The following is a 13672-nucleotide window of genomic DNA, read 5'->3' as shown; positions in this document are numbered from 1 at the left end:
GGCCTGTATGTCGAATTCTTCGCGGGTGATCAGGTCCATGCGCGCAAAGGCCTGCGCCATGAATGCCTTGACGGCCCGTTCTACGTCGGCCGCCGGCGTCTTGGCCAGCAAGTCGGAAAGATTCTTCTGGACGTCTTCAAGAAAAGGGTGTGGTGGAATCATGACGATCTCTGCAATACGGACCCCAGGATTTTAACGGCAAACGGATTCAGGCCTGTACTGCATGGCCTGGGCCACATGCTGGCTGCCCATGCGAGGTGCATGCTGAAGGTCGGCCAGCGTGCGGGCGACCCGCTGCGTACGCTGCACCGAGCGCACCGACCAGTTCCAGGCTTGCTGGGCCTCGCGCAGCAGGCTGCGGCTTTCACGATCCAGCGGCGCATGCGCCTCGAGTGCGGCCCCCTGCAACTGGCTGTTCAGGCAGCCCTGGCGGGCCCACTGCCTGGTGCGGGCCGCACGCACCCGTTCGCGCACAGCCGCAGACGGCTCGCCCGGCGCGGCCTCGGACGCCCTGGCTTCAGGGGCGAGCCGCACGTGCAGATCGATCCGATCCAGCAAGGGCCCCGAAATGCGGTTGCGGTAACGCCTGACCTGCTCATCCGAACACTGGCATGCGGGTTGGCGATCCGTATGCCCATACCAACCGCAGGGACAGGGATTCATCGCCGCCACCAGTTGGAAACCGGCGGGAAAACGACACGTGCCGCTGGCCCTGGCGACCGTGATCTGGCCGGTCTCGAGGGGTTCGCGCAAGGCCTCTAATGCCCGGCGGTCGAACTCGGGGAACTCGTCCAGGAACAGGACGCCGTGGTGTGCCAGGCTGATCTCGCCGGGGCGGATCCGCAGGCCCCCACCCACCAGCGCGGCCATGGACGCACTGTGATGGGGTGCCCGGAAAGGCGCACTGGCATCCGGTTCATACCCGGGTGTAACCAAGCTGTGCACGGCTGCCACTTCGAGCGTCTGTTCCAGTGTCAGCGGCGGCAGCAGACCAGGCAACCGCTGTGCCAGCATGCTTTTCCCCACGCCCGGCGTACCCGACATCAACAGGCCGTGCGCCCCCGCGGCCGCCACTTCGAGCGCCTGGCGCGCCGCCAGCTGGCCGCGCACGTCCGACAGGCACGGTACGCGCTCGAATGAGGGCGACGTGGGCGCGGGCGCACGGGCTTGCTGCAACGGATGCCGGCCCGACAGGTGGCCGACGGCGTCAGCCAGCGTGTCCGCCCCGAATGCAACCAGACCCGGCACTTGTGCGGCCATCGGGGCATCGCGGCTGGCCAGGATCAGCGCGTTCGCCAAGGGGTTGCCCGGCAGCCTGTCGCGTACCACCGACAAGCCGATCGCAAGAGCAGAGCCCGTTGCCACGATGCTGCCTGTCAGGGACAGTTCGCCGCACAACAGATAACGGCCCACACGCGGCGCGTGACCCGCCGCATCGACGATTTGCCCGGAGGCCAACAGCACCCCCAGTGCAATAGGTAAATCGAAGTGCCCGGATTCCTTGGGCAGATCGGCCGGCGCCAGATTGACCGTGATCCGCCCGTCAGGAAACGTGAAACCGCTGTTCAGGATGGCCGACCGCACCCGTTCGCGGCTCTCGCGAACTTCGGCAGCGAGCGAGCCCACCAGCGAAAATGCCGGCAGCCCCCTGCCGACGTGCACTTCGACCTGCACGGCACAGGCCCGCAAGCCGCGCAAGGTGCAACTGGACAGGACGGCAAGTGACATGGCCCACTCGATGATGGCAAACTGGATGGCAACCTGCCCACTATACGGCGGCGGGCGGCCAGTCACCGGCTTGAGTGGACCGTTTTGTCACTTGGACGATGTCTGGCCGATGGCCCCCTGAATGGCGGCATCCGCCTTGGCGGCGCCGTCCTCGACCGACTGGCGGGCTTCATCGGCGGCTCGACCCGCTTGGCGAGCCCACTCCCCCGCCTGGTCCGCCACGCCTTTCCCCAGTTCGGCGGCCTTGTCGCCCACGTCGCTCAGCGCATTCTTTGCCTGCTGTTCCAGTGGCTCGGCTTGTGGGGGTTGAGGCGCGTCGTCCGCCATGGGCGACGCGTCCGGTGCGGGGGCCGGCGTATCCGCACTGGGGCCTTGCGCCGGCGGTGTTGCCGGCGATGCGGGTGTCGCGGGCGAAGCAGGGGCCGGCGTCGGCGCAGGGGCCGGGGCCGACGCCGCTGGCGCCTGGGCCGCCTCGTCGCCATCCGAGCAGGCAGCCAGGACGCCCGCGCAAGCCAACAGGACGGCCAGGACAGTCATTTTGGGCAGATTGGTCATATTCATCCTTCGAGAAAGGTTCGAAACGACCCATTCTAGCAAGGCAAAACAGCGGGTAAACCCTGATTTGTAATCAGTGTTTGCCGGCTTTCATCGCCACAGCCCGCGGCAACGAAGGGATGGTCAGCGGCTGATGAAACAACGCTTCGAATGCCTCGGCGGGCACGGGGACCGAATAGCCGGCCCCCTGCCCGATCTCGCACCCCATGCCCAGCAACAGGTCGCGCTGGGCCTGGTTCCTGACCCCTTCGGCGACGACCGCCAAGCCCAGTTGGTGGGCCATGGCGGCGATGGCTTGGCACAGAACCAGGTCTTCGGAATCTTCAGAGAGGTGGTTGACGAAACTGCGATCGATTTTCAGGCAATCCAGCGCAAAACGCTTGAGGTAGGCAAAAGAAGAATACCCGGTGCCGAAATCATCCAGAGCAATGCGAATGCCGGCGGCACGCAGGCTGCGCAGACGATCCAGGACATGTTCGTCGGACCGCATCAGGAGGCTTTCGGTGATCTCCAGCGAAAGCGCGGAACAGGGCACCCCAAGGGATTCCATATACCCGATCCAGGCCGCCGGCTGCAGCCCGTCCTTCTGGAATTGCACGGGCGATACGTTGATGCTGATCGTGAAATCCGGATCGTGCTGCGCGCGCCACCGGGCGAGTTGCTCGACCGCCTGATGGAACACCCAGTCACCAAAGGGCACAATCAGACCAGAGTCTTCGGCCAGATCGATGAACCGGACCGGCTCGAGCAGCCCTTTTTCTGGATGCAGCCAGCGCAACAGGGTTTCGGCAGCGACGATCCGGCCCGAGCGCATGTCAACCAGCGGCTGAAAATGCAGGATCAATCGGTGCTCCCGCAAGGCATCCGCCAGATCGGCCTGCAGCCTGCGCCGCTCGCGGATACGGTCATGGATCTGCCCGGAATAAAAACTGTACTGGTTGCGCCCTTTTTGTTTGGCGACGTACATGGCCAGGTCGGCGAAGCGCAGCAGATCGGCTGCGTTGACCCCGTCCTGCGGGCAAAACGTGACCCCCATGCTGACCGACACCTGCACCACGCTGTTGTTCAACCGGCACGGCGCCGCCACGACCTGAAGAATGTTGTCGCAGATCGGCCGCATGTCGTCGGCCTGCTGGATGCCATGGACCAGGATGGTGAACTCGTCGCCCCCCAGGCGGGCGACGCAGTCGGAATCCGGCACGCATGATTTCAGGCGCTCGGCCACGATCTGCAGCAGGCGGTCGCCCTCGTGGTGGCCGAATTTGTCGTTGATCTCTTTGAAATTGTCCAGGTCCAGGAAGATCAAAGCAAAGTTCGTGCCGTTTTCGAATACCTGGGCGATGGACTTGTTCAGGGTGTCGTGCAGCTGCTGCCGGTTGGGCAGGTCAGTGAGCAGGTCGTGATGGGCCTGGTACCAGATCAGCGCCTCCTGCTTGCGCTTCTGGGTCACGTCGGAAAACAGGCCCACGCGGGAGTTCACGGAACCGTCTTCGTTGTAGGACGTGCTGATGGACAAGCGCTCGATATAGACTTCGCCTGATTTGCGCCGGTTATGAACGTCGCCGGACCATTGCCCAGTGGCTTTCAGACTGTTCCACAGCTGTCGATAGAACGCCGCATCATGGTGCCCGGAGCTGAGGATGTTCATCGAGCGCCCCACGACCTCGTCGATCTGGTAGCCGGTGATCGCCGTAAAGGCTGGATTGATGTCCTGGATGTAGCCATCAGGATCAGTAACCACCATGGCTTCACTGGTGTGGCGATACACCAGCGCGGCCTGGCGATTGGACGCCTCGGCGCGCAACAAAGCGTCGTGCTCTTCGTGCAACTGTATGAGCAGATTCTGTATATAGGCCGCCGATTCGTTCAGGGCCCGACCCAGCGCATTGAACTCGTCGGTGGCCTTCAGCCGGGAGCGCGTCTCGAAGTGGCCCGCAGACAGCGCCCGGCATTGCGCCATCAGGGCATCGATGGGCCGCAGGATATGACGGCGCAGCAACAGCCAGGCCAGCATCAGCAAGACGAAATTGATGGCGAACAGTGCATAGGCCGTCAGCAGGATCTTGTCTTGGATGTCCTCGGCATGGCGCACCCAGTAGCTTACGAAAGATTCCGTTTGTTCGAGCAGCTGGCTGTCGGCCTGCAGGAACTGCCCCAGGGCCTGGTCGCGGTCTCCGGCCCAGGCGCCCGGATTGATCAGAAACAGCGAATAAGCCTGCCAGGCATGATCGAGGCTTTCGAGGCCAGGCTGCAAGGTATCGGGCAAGGCCGGCAGAGGGTGATCCGACAGCACGTTGCCCTGTTCGAAGTGGGTCAGGATGAGCTGGAACCGGGCTTCGAGCAGGCGCATGTCGGCCAGGGTCTGTGCGCGGTTTCCGTCGTTCAGCAACAGCACTTTCTGCGTCATGCGCTGGCTGAGCATGCGCAGCTTGCCGGCCAGGTTCACCGTGGCGGCGAGGTCGCCGGACTGGCGCAGAACATGGTGGATCGTGAGCACGTTGCCCAGCGCAAGGACCCCGACCAGCACCACGCCGAGCAAGACACCGCGCCTGAGGGAACGCAGCCCGAGCCTCTGTCCGAATTGGGCCAGCTGGGTGAAGGGTCGTTGTAGGGAAGCGGGCCGAATTCGCATGGCTGAATCATACTCGGATCATGGTCGCAAGGCAGCCAAATCGATACGCTCTGCCCGATTCAGTGCAACCGCCACGCTGGCCCGCAGCGCATTCGAATGCGCCCCGAGGATTTCTTTCTTGACGTCGAGCAGCTGCTGCGGATGCATCGAGAATCCCGTCAGCCCCAGGCCAAGCAGCATGCGGGTGTAGCGTGCATCGCCGGCCATTTCCCCGCAAATGGACACCGGTATCCCAAAACGCTCGCCGGCGTTGATCACCTGAGCGATCAGGCGCAGCACCGCAGGATGCATGGGATCGTACAGCGGCGCCACGTCCTTGTCGGCGCGGTCTATGGCCAACACATATTGAATCAGGTCGTTGGTTCCGATCGAGAGAAAATCGAGCACCGCGGCAAAGGGCTCGATGGCGATCGCCATGGCGGGGATCTCGACCATGGCGCCCAGGGCGACCTGATCAGCATATGCCATGCCCTGCTCGTGCAGTTCCCGGGCCGCGCGTTCAAGGGCGCGGCGCGCGGCGTGAATTTCCGTCAGGCTGGACACCATGGGCAGCAGGATGCGCACCGGCCCATGCGCAGCCGCCCGCAACAGCGCGCGCAACTGCGTGTTGAACATCTCGGGATGCGCCAGACAATAGCGGATCGCCCGCAGCCCCAACGCCGGGTTGGTGGCCACGGTGGCCTCGCCATCCAGCGTCTTGTCGGCCCCGATGTCCAGCGTGCGAATCGTGACCGGGCGGCCTTGCATGGCCCCCACGACACTGGCGTACGCCTCGTATTGCTCTTCTTCGGTCGGCAGCGCGGCCCGCCCCATGAACAGGAACTCGGTGCGAAACAAGCCAATGCCCTGGGCGCCGCTGGACAACACGAATGGCGCTTCTTCAGGAAGTTCGATGTTGGCTTCGATCTGCACCCGGACCCCATCGAGCGTGACCGCCGGCGCAAAACGCAAGGTTTCGAGTTCGCCCCGTTCGAGCAGGAAGGCGGCCCGGCGCTGCTCGTACTCGATCAGCACGCTGTGGCAGGGGTTGACCAAGACGTGACCCTGCACGCCATCCACGATCAACAGGTCGCCATCGCGCACCAGCGCGCGCACCCTGTCCATGCCCACGACGGCGGGTACGTTCATGCTGCGCGCCACGATGGCCGTATGCGACGTCGGGCTGCCCAGATCGGTGAGGAACGCGGCAAACCGCCCGCCGCGCAAACGCATCATGTCGGCCGGAGAAATGTCCCGGGCCACCACGATCAGGCTGGATTCTTCGGGCACGCCGTCGAGATCGGGCAGCCACTGGCCGGACCCCGACAGCATGCGCAAGACCCGCTCTATGACCTGGCGGACATCGTTGCCGCGCTCGCGCAGGTAGTCGTCCTCGATCAGGGAAAATTGCTCGGACAGCACCTGGCCCTGGGACGCCAGGGCCCACTCGGCATTGTATTGGCGCTCGGCGATCAGCTGGCACACGGAATCGACCAGCATGGGATCCTGCAGCAGCATCGCATGCATGGACAACAGCACGCCGAGCTCGCGCGGCGCATCTGGCGGGAGATCATCGGCCACCTGCTGCAGATCCGCCACGGCGGCCTGCACGGCCTGCACGAAACGCTGCTGCTCGGCCGGGACGCTGTCGGGCGCAATCCGGTAATGGGCGACCTCGAGCGAAGCGGCGCTCATGACGACGGCCCGGCCGATGGCGTAGCCGCGCACCACGCCCTGGCCATACAGCGACAGGGTGGATGACAGCGCCGTATCGGCGGGATGGGCAAACGGCATCATGACGCCGGTATCATTCGGCTTCACCGAATTTGCCCTCGAACAGTCGCTGGATGTCGGCCAGGGCCTTTTCTGCATCATCGCCGTGCGCGTCGATGCGCACGCTGACACCCAGGCCGGCGGCCAGCATCATCACGCCCATGATGCTCTTGGCGTTGACCCTCTGCCCCCCGCGGGAGATGTGGACTTCGCTCTGGTAGCGCCCCGCAAGCTGGGTCAGCTTGGCTGCAGCCCGCGCATGCAGCCCCAGTTTGTTGGAAATCACCAGATCGATCGACGGCATGAACAGGGGCTCCGGTCAGTCAGGGGGCAGTTGAGCATCGACGATACCGCGCAGCGCCCCTTGCAGCACGCGGTCGCTGAAACAACCGGCGCCGGCGGACGAGTCCGTCAGCGCCTTCAGGACCATGCAGGCGTTGGTGCCGGTCAGTAAATGCACGACACGCCCTTCCTCGAGCGCCTGCTGGCGAGCCTGCGAGGCGATGTTGAACGGCGTGGCCCCGTACAGGTCGCACAACAACAGGACCGGTTCACGTGGATCGCCCGCGTGCAGCCAGCGCGACAGCTTGTCGATCTCGGCTTGGGGATCTGCATCGGGCGCGATGTCGAACACGGGCAGTTCGGGCGTTGCGCCCAGTATATGCGCCGCGCACTGTTTGAATGCCGCCCCCAGCGGCAGGTGCATGACCAATGCAATGCGGGCGGCCGCCATGGTCAGGCCGACACGGCGCGTTCAAGGGCCTCGACGAAGCGCCCTGCCACATCAACGCCGGTTTGTTCGGTGATTTCCACGAAGCACGTCGGGCTGGTGACGTTGATTTCGGTGATGCAGTCGCCAATGACGTCCAGCCCGATCAGCAGCAGGCCCCGGGGCGCCAGGCGCTCGCCCACGGCATGTGCGAGCTCTAGATCGCGGGTGCTCAGCGGCTGCGCCACCCCGCGTCCACCAGCCGCCAGGTTCGCCCGGGTCTCGCCCGCCATCGGCATGCGCGCCAGCGCATAGGGCACCGGCACGCCATCGATGATGAGAATGCGCTTGTCGCCCTGGACAATGGCCGGGATGTAGCGCTGGGCCATGATGCTCTGGCTGCCCAGCTGCGTCAGTGCCTCGAGGATGGCGCCCAGATTCGGGTCGTCGGGCAACAGGCGAAACACCCCACTGCCGCCCATGCCATCGAGCGGCTTGACGATGACATCGCCGTGCTGCGCATGGAACGCGCGCAAGCGCGCCATGTCGCGGCTGACCAGGGTCGGCGTGGTGTATTGCGGGAATTCGATGATGGAAAGCTTTTCGGGATGGTTGCGCATGGCCTCGCCCGAGTTGAATACCCGTGCCCCCTGCGCGCGCGCATGGTCGAACAAATGCGTGGCATGGAAGTACTCCATATCGAATGGCGGATCCTTGCGCATCAGGACCGCATCGAAATCAGCCAGCAGGCAGTCGTCGGCCTGTGCGCTTTGCTGCCACCAGGCATGGCCCGACCAATCGGGGTCGTCCACCAGCTGCATCGCGGTTGCCGCGACGCGTACCCGCCCTTCCAGTACGTACAGATCGGGCATGGTGGCAAAGCTGAACGTATGCCCTCTGGCGGCCAGGCCACGCATCATGGCCACGGACGAGTCCTTCCAGGCCTTCAGGCCGGGCAGCGGATCGATGACGAACAGGACGTTCATCAGGCCGCATCCCCATGCTTGCCGGACTTCTTGCGCGGCGCCAGCACCATCACCATCTGGCGCCCTTCGAGCTTGGGCATGGCCTCGACCTGGACCAGGTCGCCGAGGTCGTCGCGTACGCGTTCGAGTACCCGCATGCCGAGTTCCTGGTGCGCCATTTCGCGCCCGCGAAACCGCAGGGTCACCTTGGCCTTGTCACCGTCCTCGATGAAGCGGCGCAGGTTGCGCAGCTTGACTTGATAATCGCCCTCGTCCGTGCCCGGCCGGAACTTGACTTCCTTGACTTGTATGATTTTTTGCCGGGCTCTGGCTTCGGCCTGCCGTTTTTGTTCCTGGTAGCGGAACTTGCCGTAATCCATGAGCCGGCAGACCGGCGGGCTGGCCGTGGGGGCGATCTCGACCAGGTCGACGTCGTGTTGTTCGGCCAAGGCCATGGCCTCGGAGGTGCGAACAATGCCGATCTGTTCACCGTCCACCCCGATGAGGCGGACTTCATGGATACGAATTTCACCATTGACGCGGTGCTTTTTTTCGGTTGCGATGTCTAGGACTCCTGAAGAAGGGAAAGGGTGGGCTCAAGCAGCTGGGCCCAGGACGGTTTGTCGCGTACGGATCTCGTTGAGCAGACGCGCGGAAAAATCGGCGACCGACAGGGAACCGAGGTCGAGATTGCCCCGGCCGCGCACCGACACCGTGCCGGCTGCGCGTTCCTTGTCGCCCACCACGAGAATATAGGGGATCTTTTGCAGGCTGTGCTCGCGCACCTTGCGCGTGATCTTCTCGCCGCGCAGATCGGAGAACGCGCGAAACCCCTGCTGCACCAGCGCCTTGGCGACCTCTTCGGCGTACGGGGCAGAGCTTTCGGAAATGCAGCACACCACGGCGTGATGTGGCGCCAGCCAGGGGGGCAGCGCCCCCGCGTGGTTTTCGATGAGCATGGCGATGAAACGCTCGAACGAGCCCAGGATGGCCCGGTGCAGCATGACGGGCGTGCGGCGCTGGTCGGATGCATCGACGTACTCGGCCCCCAGGCGCTTGGGCATCGAAAAATCGACCTGGATCGTGCCACATTGCCAGTGCCGGCCAATGGCATCTTTGAGCGTATATTCGATCTTGGGGCCATAAAACGCCCCTTCGCCCTCGGAGACCTCGTAGTGGCAGCCCGACGCCTCCAGGCTGTCCATCAGGGCTTTTTCGGCCTTGTCCCAGACGGCATCTTCGCCGATGCGCTTTTCGGGGCGCGTGGCCACCTTGTAGAGGATCTCGGTGAAGCCGAAATCCGCGTAGACCTTTTGCAGCAGGCGGGTAAAGGCGGCGCATTCTTCCTGGAGCTGGTCTTCGGTGCAGAAAATATGGCCATCGTCCTGGGTGAACCCCCGCACCCGCATCATGCCGTGCAGCGACCCTGACGGCTCGTTGCGATGGCACTGGCCGAACTCGCCATAGCGTACGGGCAGCTCGCGGTACGAGTGCAGACCCGCGTTGAAGATCTGGACGTGCCCGGGGCAGTTCATGGGCTTGAGCCCGTAGACACGGTTCTCGGACTCGGTCGTGAACATGTTTTCTTTGTAGTTGTCCCAGTGCCCGGTTTTTTTCCAGAGGGACAAATCGAGGATTTGCGGCGCCTTGACTTCTTGGTAGCCGTTGTCGACGTAGACCTGACGCATGTACTGCTCGACCTGCTGCCAGATGGCCCAGCCCTTGGGATGCCAGAAAATGAGGCCGGGCGCCTCTTCTTGGAAATGAAACAGATCCAGCTCGCGGCCGATGCGCCGGTGATCCCGCAGTTCGGCCTGCTCGAGCATGTGCAGATAGGCGTCCTGGTCTTCTTTGCGCGCCCAGGCCGTGCCGTAAATGCGCTGCAGCATTTCGTTGTTGCTGTCGCCCCGCCAATAGGCACCCGCCACGCTGGTGAGCTTGAAGACCCGCAAGCGCCCGGTGGACGGCACGTGCGGGCCCCGGCACAAATCGATGAAGTCGCCCTCGCGGTACAGGCTGATGGTTTCGTTGCCCGGGATGGAGGCAATGATCTCGGCCTTGTACGCTTCGCCGATGCCGCGGAAGAACTTGACCGCGTCATCGCGCGACCATTCCTCGCGCACGACTGGCTGGTCGAGCCGGGCGAGTTCGGCCATTTTTTTCTCGATGGCGTCGAGGTCTTCGGGGGTGAAGGGCCGCTTGTAGGAGAAGTCGTAATAGAAGCCGTTTTCGATCACCGGACCGATGGTGACCTGGGCATCGGGAAACAGCGACTTGACAGCGTACGCCAATAAATGGGCCGTGGAATGGCGGATGAGATCCAGGCCATCGGGGTCTTTGTCGGTGACGATGGCGAGGTTGGCATCCTGCTCTATGAGGTGGCTGGTATCGACCAGCTGGGCCAGCTGCCCAGGGTACGCCACGCGGCCGGCCAAAGCCGCCTTGCCCAACCCGGGGCCTATCGAATGCGCGACGTCATGCACGGACACCGGTTGCTCGAACGAGCGCTTCGAACCGTCGGGAAGGGTGATGCAAATCATAGAAAAACAACCTGGATAGCTAAAATGCGGCCAGCACCCAAGAGGCGGCAGGCCGCGACAAGACAGCATTGCGTGTAACTTGTCAAGTTTAGCAACCAGTACCCGAACAATCAATTGAAGAACCGGCTTTTTCGGGCGTCCAGGCCCTGTCGCGCGCAACGGACGGACCAGGACTGAAAAACAGGCGTTGCGGCCCCATGCGCAAAAACCACCGGCCGGTGGCTTGGCAACGGGCGTTTCATGGGGGGTCGGGGTGTCTGGTAGGCAGTACTGGATTCGAACCAGCGACCTCTACGATGTCAACGTAGCGCTCTAACCAACTGAGCTAACCGCCTGCCGAGGAAAGACCGAAATTTTAGGGATAAACAGGGACCATGTCAAACGACGAGGCCCTCTTGCTGCAGGGCATGCAGCCACTGCACCGCGGGCAGGCCCAGACGCGCCTCGAGCCACTGGGCCCGCGCGAGCGTGTCGCTGCCATGGAGATCTGGCAGCGTCCCCTTGAAAGCGAGCAGCACGACGTTGCCTTCGTCGATCTCCGGCAGACGCAGGACCAGCCCCTTGAACGCCGCCCGGATGCCACGCACGTTGGGAGACCAGCTGGGATGCCGGCTAAACAGGTTGACTGCCATCACCCCGCCCTCTTCGAGGACCCGATGGCAATCACGGTAAAAAGCCGGGTCATCGCACACGGGGCCTTGCGCCTGGCCGTCGTAGACATCCACCATCAGCGCCTTGTAACGCCCAGCCCGCTGGGGTTCGGCCACCCAGACCCGGGCATCGGCGAGGTCGATCCGGGCACGCTCGGGTTCGGGCAGACGGAAATAGCTGCGGCAAAATGCGACCACCCGTTCATTGTGCTCGACCGTGACCACCTGGCTGCGCGTATGCCGCAAGCAGAAACGCAACAAGGCCCCGGCCCCCAGCCCCAGAATGGCCAGCGTATCGCGCTGGCCGGGACGCACGAACAGCAGCCAGGCCATCATCTGGCGCGTGTACCCCAGGACGAGCTCGGAGGGCCGGCTCAGGCGCATCGCCCCCTGCACCCACTCGGTACCCAGGTGCAGGTAGCGCACCCCGTCCTGCTCGGACAGGGTGGGCGCTTCGAGCGCCTGCGCACGCGCGGGCCGCTGCCCGTGACCGTGCCCGCGCGCCACGCCTCAGACCCGCTCGAAAATGGCCGCAATCCCCTGGCCGCCGCCGATGCACATCGTCACCAGCGCATAACGGCCCTGTATGCGCTGCAGCTCGTGCAAGGCCTTGACCGTGATCAACGCCCCCGTGGCGCCAATGGGATGCCCGAGGCTGATCCCGCTGCCATTGGGATTGACCCGGGCAGGGTCGAATCCGAGCTCGCGCGATACTGCGCACGCCTGCGCGGCAAAGGCCTCGTTGGCCTCGATCACGTCCATCTGGGCCAGTTCGAGGCCGGCGCGCTGCAGTGCCTGGCGCGTGGCCGGGACCGGGCCCATGCCCATGTACTGCGGATCCACCCCGGCATGGCCGTAAGCCACCAGGCGCGCCATGGGCTGGATGTCGCGCGCGCGGGCGGCATCGGCGGTCATCAGCAGCACGGCGGCTGCGCCGTCGTTCAGACCCGATGCGTTGCCCGCTGTCACCGTGCCGTTTTCCTTGAGAAATACGGGCTTGAGCTTGCTGAAGCTGTCGGCCGTGACATCGCCGCGCACGTGCTCGTCGCGATCGAAAACGATCTCGCCCTTGCGGGTCTTCTGGACGACCGGGACGATCTGCTCGGCAAAATACCCCTGCTCGATGGCGTGCGCCGCCCGCCGGTGCGACTCGAGTGCGAGGGCATCCTGGTCGGCCCGGCTGATGCCGTATTTTTGGGCTATGTTTTCGGCCGTCACCCCCATGTGATTTTTTTCGAAAGGATCGGACAGCGCGCCCACCATCATGTCGACCAGGCGGGCATCGCCCATGCGCGAGCCCCAGCGCTGGCCCACCGCAACGTAGGGCGCCCGGCTCATGCTTTCTGCCCCGCCCCCGATGGCGATGTCGGTATCGCCCAACATCAAGCCTTGCGCGGCCGACAGAATGGCCTGCAGCCCCGAACCGCACAGGCGATTGACGTTGAAAGCCGGCGTGCTCTTGTCGATGCCGGCATTGAGCGCCGCCACCCGCGACAAGTACATGTCGCGCGGCTCGGTGTTGACCACGTGGCCAAACACCACGTGCCCGACGTCGGCCGCCGGCACCTGGGCACGCGCCAGAAGTTCGCGCACCACCAGCGCCCCCAGCTCGCAGGGCGCGACATCCTTGAGCGCGCCGCCGAAATCACCAATGGCCGTACGACAGGCCTGGACGATCACCACTTCTTGCATCACACATTCCTCCCGGATAAAAATTGCTGCAGTGTGTCATTCTATGCCGGATTCAGCCTGCGGCGACGACGGCTTCGATGGCGGCATCGTAGCCCGCGCGCAAACATGCATACACCGGCCCGGGACGGCCCGCGCCCACGGGCCTGCCATCCAGCAGGGTGACCGGCAGGACTTCTTTGCTGGCCGAAGTGAGCATCAGCTCATCGGCTTGGCGGACCTCGTCGAGCGGGATGGGGCGCGCCTCGAAGGGGATGCCCGCCTGCCGGGCCAGCTCGACCAGGAAGGCGTAGCGCACCCCCTCGAGAATCAGATGGTTGCGCAAGGGGGCCCGCAGCACCCCGTCTTTGACCATCCAGACGTTGCAGGATGCCCCTTCTGTCAGGAACCCGTCGCGAAACTGCACAACTTCGTCCACCCCGGCATCGACTGCCTGCTGCCGAGCCAGCACG

At 64.3% G+C, this 13672-nt stretch carries 13 protein-coding genes and 1 tRNA gene; all 14 read right to left on the bottom strand.

Going from position 1 to position 13672, the window contains the following annotated elements; genetic code table 11:
- A partial coding sequence (locus WCZ84_RS11780) for an accessory factor UbiK family protein (RefSeq protein WP_372686474.1) occupies nucleotides 1-162 on the bottom strand: 162 nt, incomplete at its 3' end.
- Nucleotides 163-192: 30 nt separating this feature from the next.
- Entirely contained in the window at nucleotides 193-1728 is a 1536-nt protein-coding gene (locus WCZ84_RS11775; RefSeq protein ID WP_372686470.1) for a YifB family Mg chelatase-like AAA ATPase, read from the bottom strand.
- 87 nt (nucleotides 1729-1815) lie between these two features.
- On the bottom strand, nucleotides 1816-2283 hold the full coding sequence (locus WCZ84_RS11770) for a hypothetical protein (RefSeq protein WP_372686469.1): 468 nt from the start codon (nucleotides 2281-2283) through the stop codon (nucleotides 1816-1818).
- A 73-nt stretch (nucleotides 2284-2356) separates the two neighbouring features.
- On the bottom strand, nucleotides 2357-4813 hold the full coding sequence (locus WCZ84_RS11765) for an EAL domain-containing protein (RefSeq protein ID WP_372686473.1): 2457 nt from the start codon (nucleotides 4811-4813) through the stop codon (nucleotides 2357-2359).
- Between the two features lie 120 nt (nucleotides 4814-4933).
- Nucleotides 4934-6688: a phosphoenolpyruvate--protein phosphotransferase gene (gene ptsP / locus WCZ84_RS11760; protein WP_372686472.1), complete on the bottom strand. Its 1755-nt coding sequence runs from the start codon at nucleotides 6686-6688 to the stop codon at nucleotides 4934-4936.
- A gap of 13 nt (nucleotides 6689-6701) precedes the next feature.
- On the bottom strand, nucleotides 6702-6971 hold the full coding sequence (locus WCZ84_RS11755) for an HPr family phosphocarrier protein (protein ID WP_372686468.1): 270 nt from the start codon (nucleotides 6969-6971) through the stop codon (nucleotides 6702-6704).
- A gap of 15 nt (nucleotides 6972-6986) precedes the next feature.
- The gene (locus WCZ84_RS11750; RefSeq protein ID WP_372686467.1) at nucleotides 6987-7400 is read right to left on the bottom strand and encodes a PTS sugar transporter subunit IIA; all 414 of its coding nucleotides are present in this window, start codon (nucleotides 7398-7400) and stop codon (nucleotides 6987-6989) included.
- 2 nt (nucleotides 7401-7402) lie between these two features.
- Nucleotides 7403-8362, bottom strand: a complete 960-nt coding sequence (gshB, locus tag WCZ84_RS11745) for a glutathione synthase (protein WP_372686466.1) — start codon at nucleotides 8360-8362, stop codon at nucleotides 7403-7405.
- Entirely contained in the window at nucleotides 8362-8904 is a 543-nt protein-coding gene (gene infC / locus WCZ84_RS11740; RefSeq protein WP_372686471.1) for a translation initiation factor IF-3, read from the bottom strand. Before infC ends, gshB begins: the two co-directional genes overlap by 1 nt.
- Before the next feature lie 33 nt (nucleotides 8905-8937).
- Nucleotides 8938-10881, bottom strand: a complete 1944-nt coding sequence (gene thrS, locus WCZ84_RS11735; protein WP_372686465.1) for a threonine--tRNA ligase — start codon at nucleotides 10879-10881, stop codon at nucleotides 8938-8940.
- A gap of 258 nt (nucleotides 10882-11139) precedes the next feature.
- Nucleotides 11140-11216: transfer RNA gene (locus WCZ84_RS11730), tRNA-Val, on the bottom strand.
- Nucleotides 11217-11258: 42 nt separating this feature from the next.
- Nucleotides 11259-12038, bottom strand: coding sequence for a spermidine synthase (locus WCZ84_RS11725; protein ID WP_372686464.1), 780 nt, complete (start codon nucleotides 12036-12038; stop codon nucleotides 11259-11261).
- 3 nt (nucleotides 12039-12041) lie between these two features.
- Nucleotides 12042-13223: a beta-ketothiolase BktB gene (gene bktB / locus WCZ84_RS11720; RefSeq protein ID WP_372686463.1), complete on the bottom strand. Its 1182-nt coding sequence runs from the start codon at nucleotides 13221-13223 to the stop codon at nucleotides 12042-12044.
- A gap of 52 nt (nucleotides 13224-13275) precedes the next feature.
- Nucleotides 13276-13672: aminotransferase class IV (locus WCZ84_RS11715; RefSeq protein WP_372686462.1), on the bottom strand; the 397-nt coding region annotated here is incomplete at its 5' end.

Source organism: Castellaniella sp., assembly GCF_041675725.1.
GTDB lineage: Bacteria > Pseudomonadota > Gammaproteobacteria > Burkholderiales > Burkholderiaceae_B > Castellaniella.
This window is presented reverse-complemented; position numbering and strand designations above follow the sequence as displayed.

Excerpts from the sequence above, each read along its gene's own strand:
- WCZ84_RS11775 (WP_372686470.1), bottom strand. The coding sequence starts at position 1,728 with ATGTCACTTGCCGTCCTGTCCAGTTGCACCTTGCGCGGCTTGCGGGCC.
- WCZ84_RS11770 (WP_372686469.1), bottom strand. The coding sequence starts at position 2,283 with ATGACCAATCTGCCCAAAATGACTGTCCTGGCCGTCCTGTTGGCTTGC.
- ptsP (WP_372686472.1), bottom strand. The coding sequence starts at position 6,688 with ATGCCGTTTGCCCATCCCGCCGATACGGCGCTGTCATCCACCCTGTCG.
- WCZ84_RS11755 (WP_372686468.1), bottom strand. The coding sequence starts at position 6,971 with ATGCCGTCGATCGATCTGGTGATTTCCAACAAACTGGGGCTGCATGCG.
- WCZ84_RS11750 (WP_372686467.1), bottom strand. The coding sequence starts at position 7,400 with ATGGCGGCCGCCCGCATTGCATTGGTCATGCACCTGCCGCTGGGGGCG.
- gshB (WP_372686466.1), bottom strand. The coding sequence starts at position 8,362 with ATGAACGTCCTGTTCGTCATCGATCCGCTGCCCGGCCTGAAGGCCTGG.
- thrS (WP_372686465.1), bottom strand. The coding sequence starts at position 10,881 with ATGATTTGCATCACCCTTCCCGACGGTTCGAAGCGCTCGTTCGAGCAA.
- bktB (WP_372686463.1), bottom strand. The coding sequence starts at position 13,223 with ATGCAAGAAGTGGTGATCGTCCAGGCCTGTCGTACGGCCATTGGTGAT.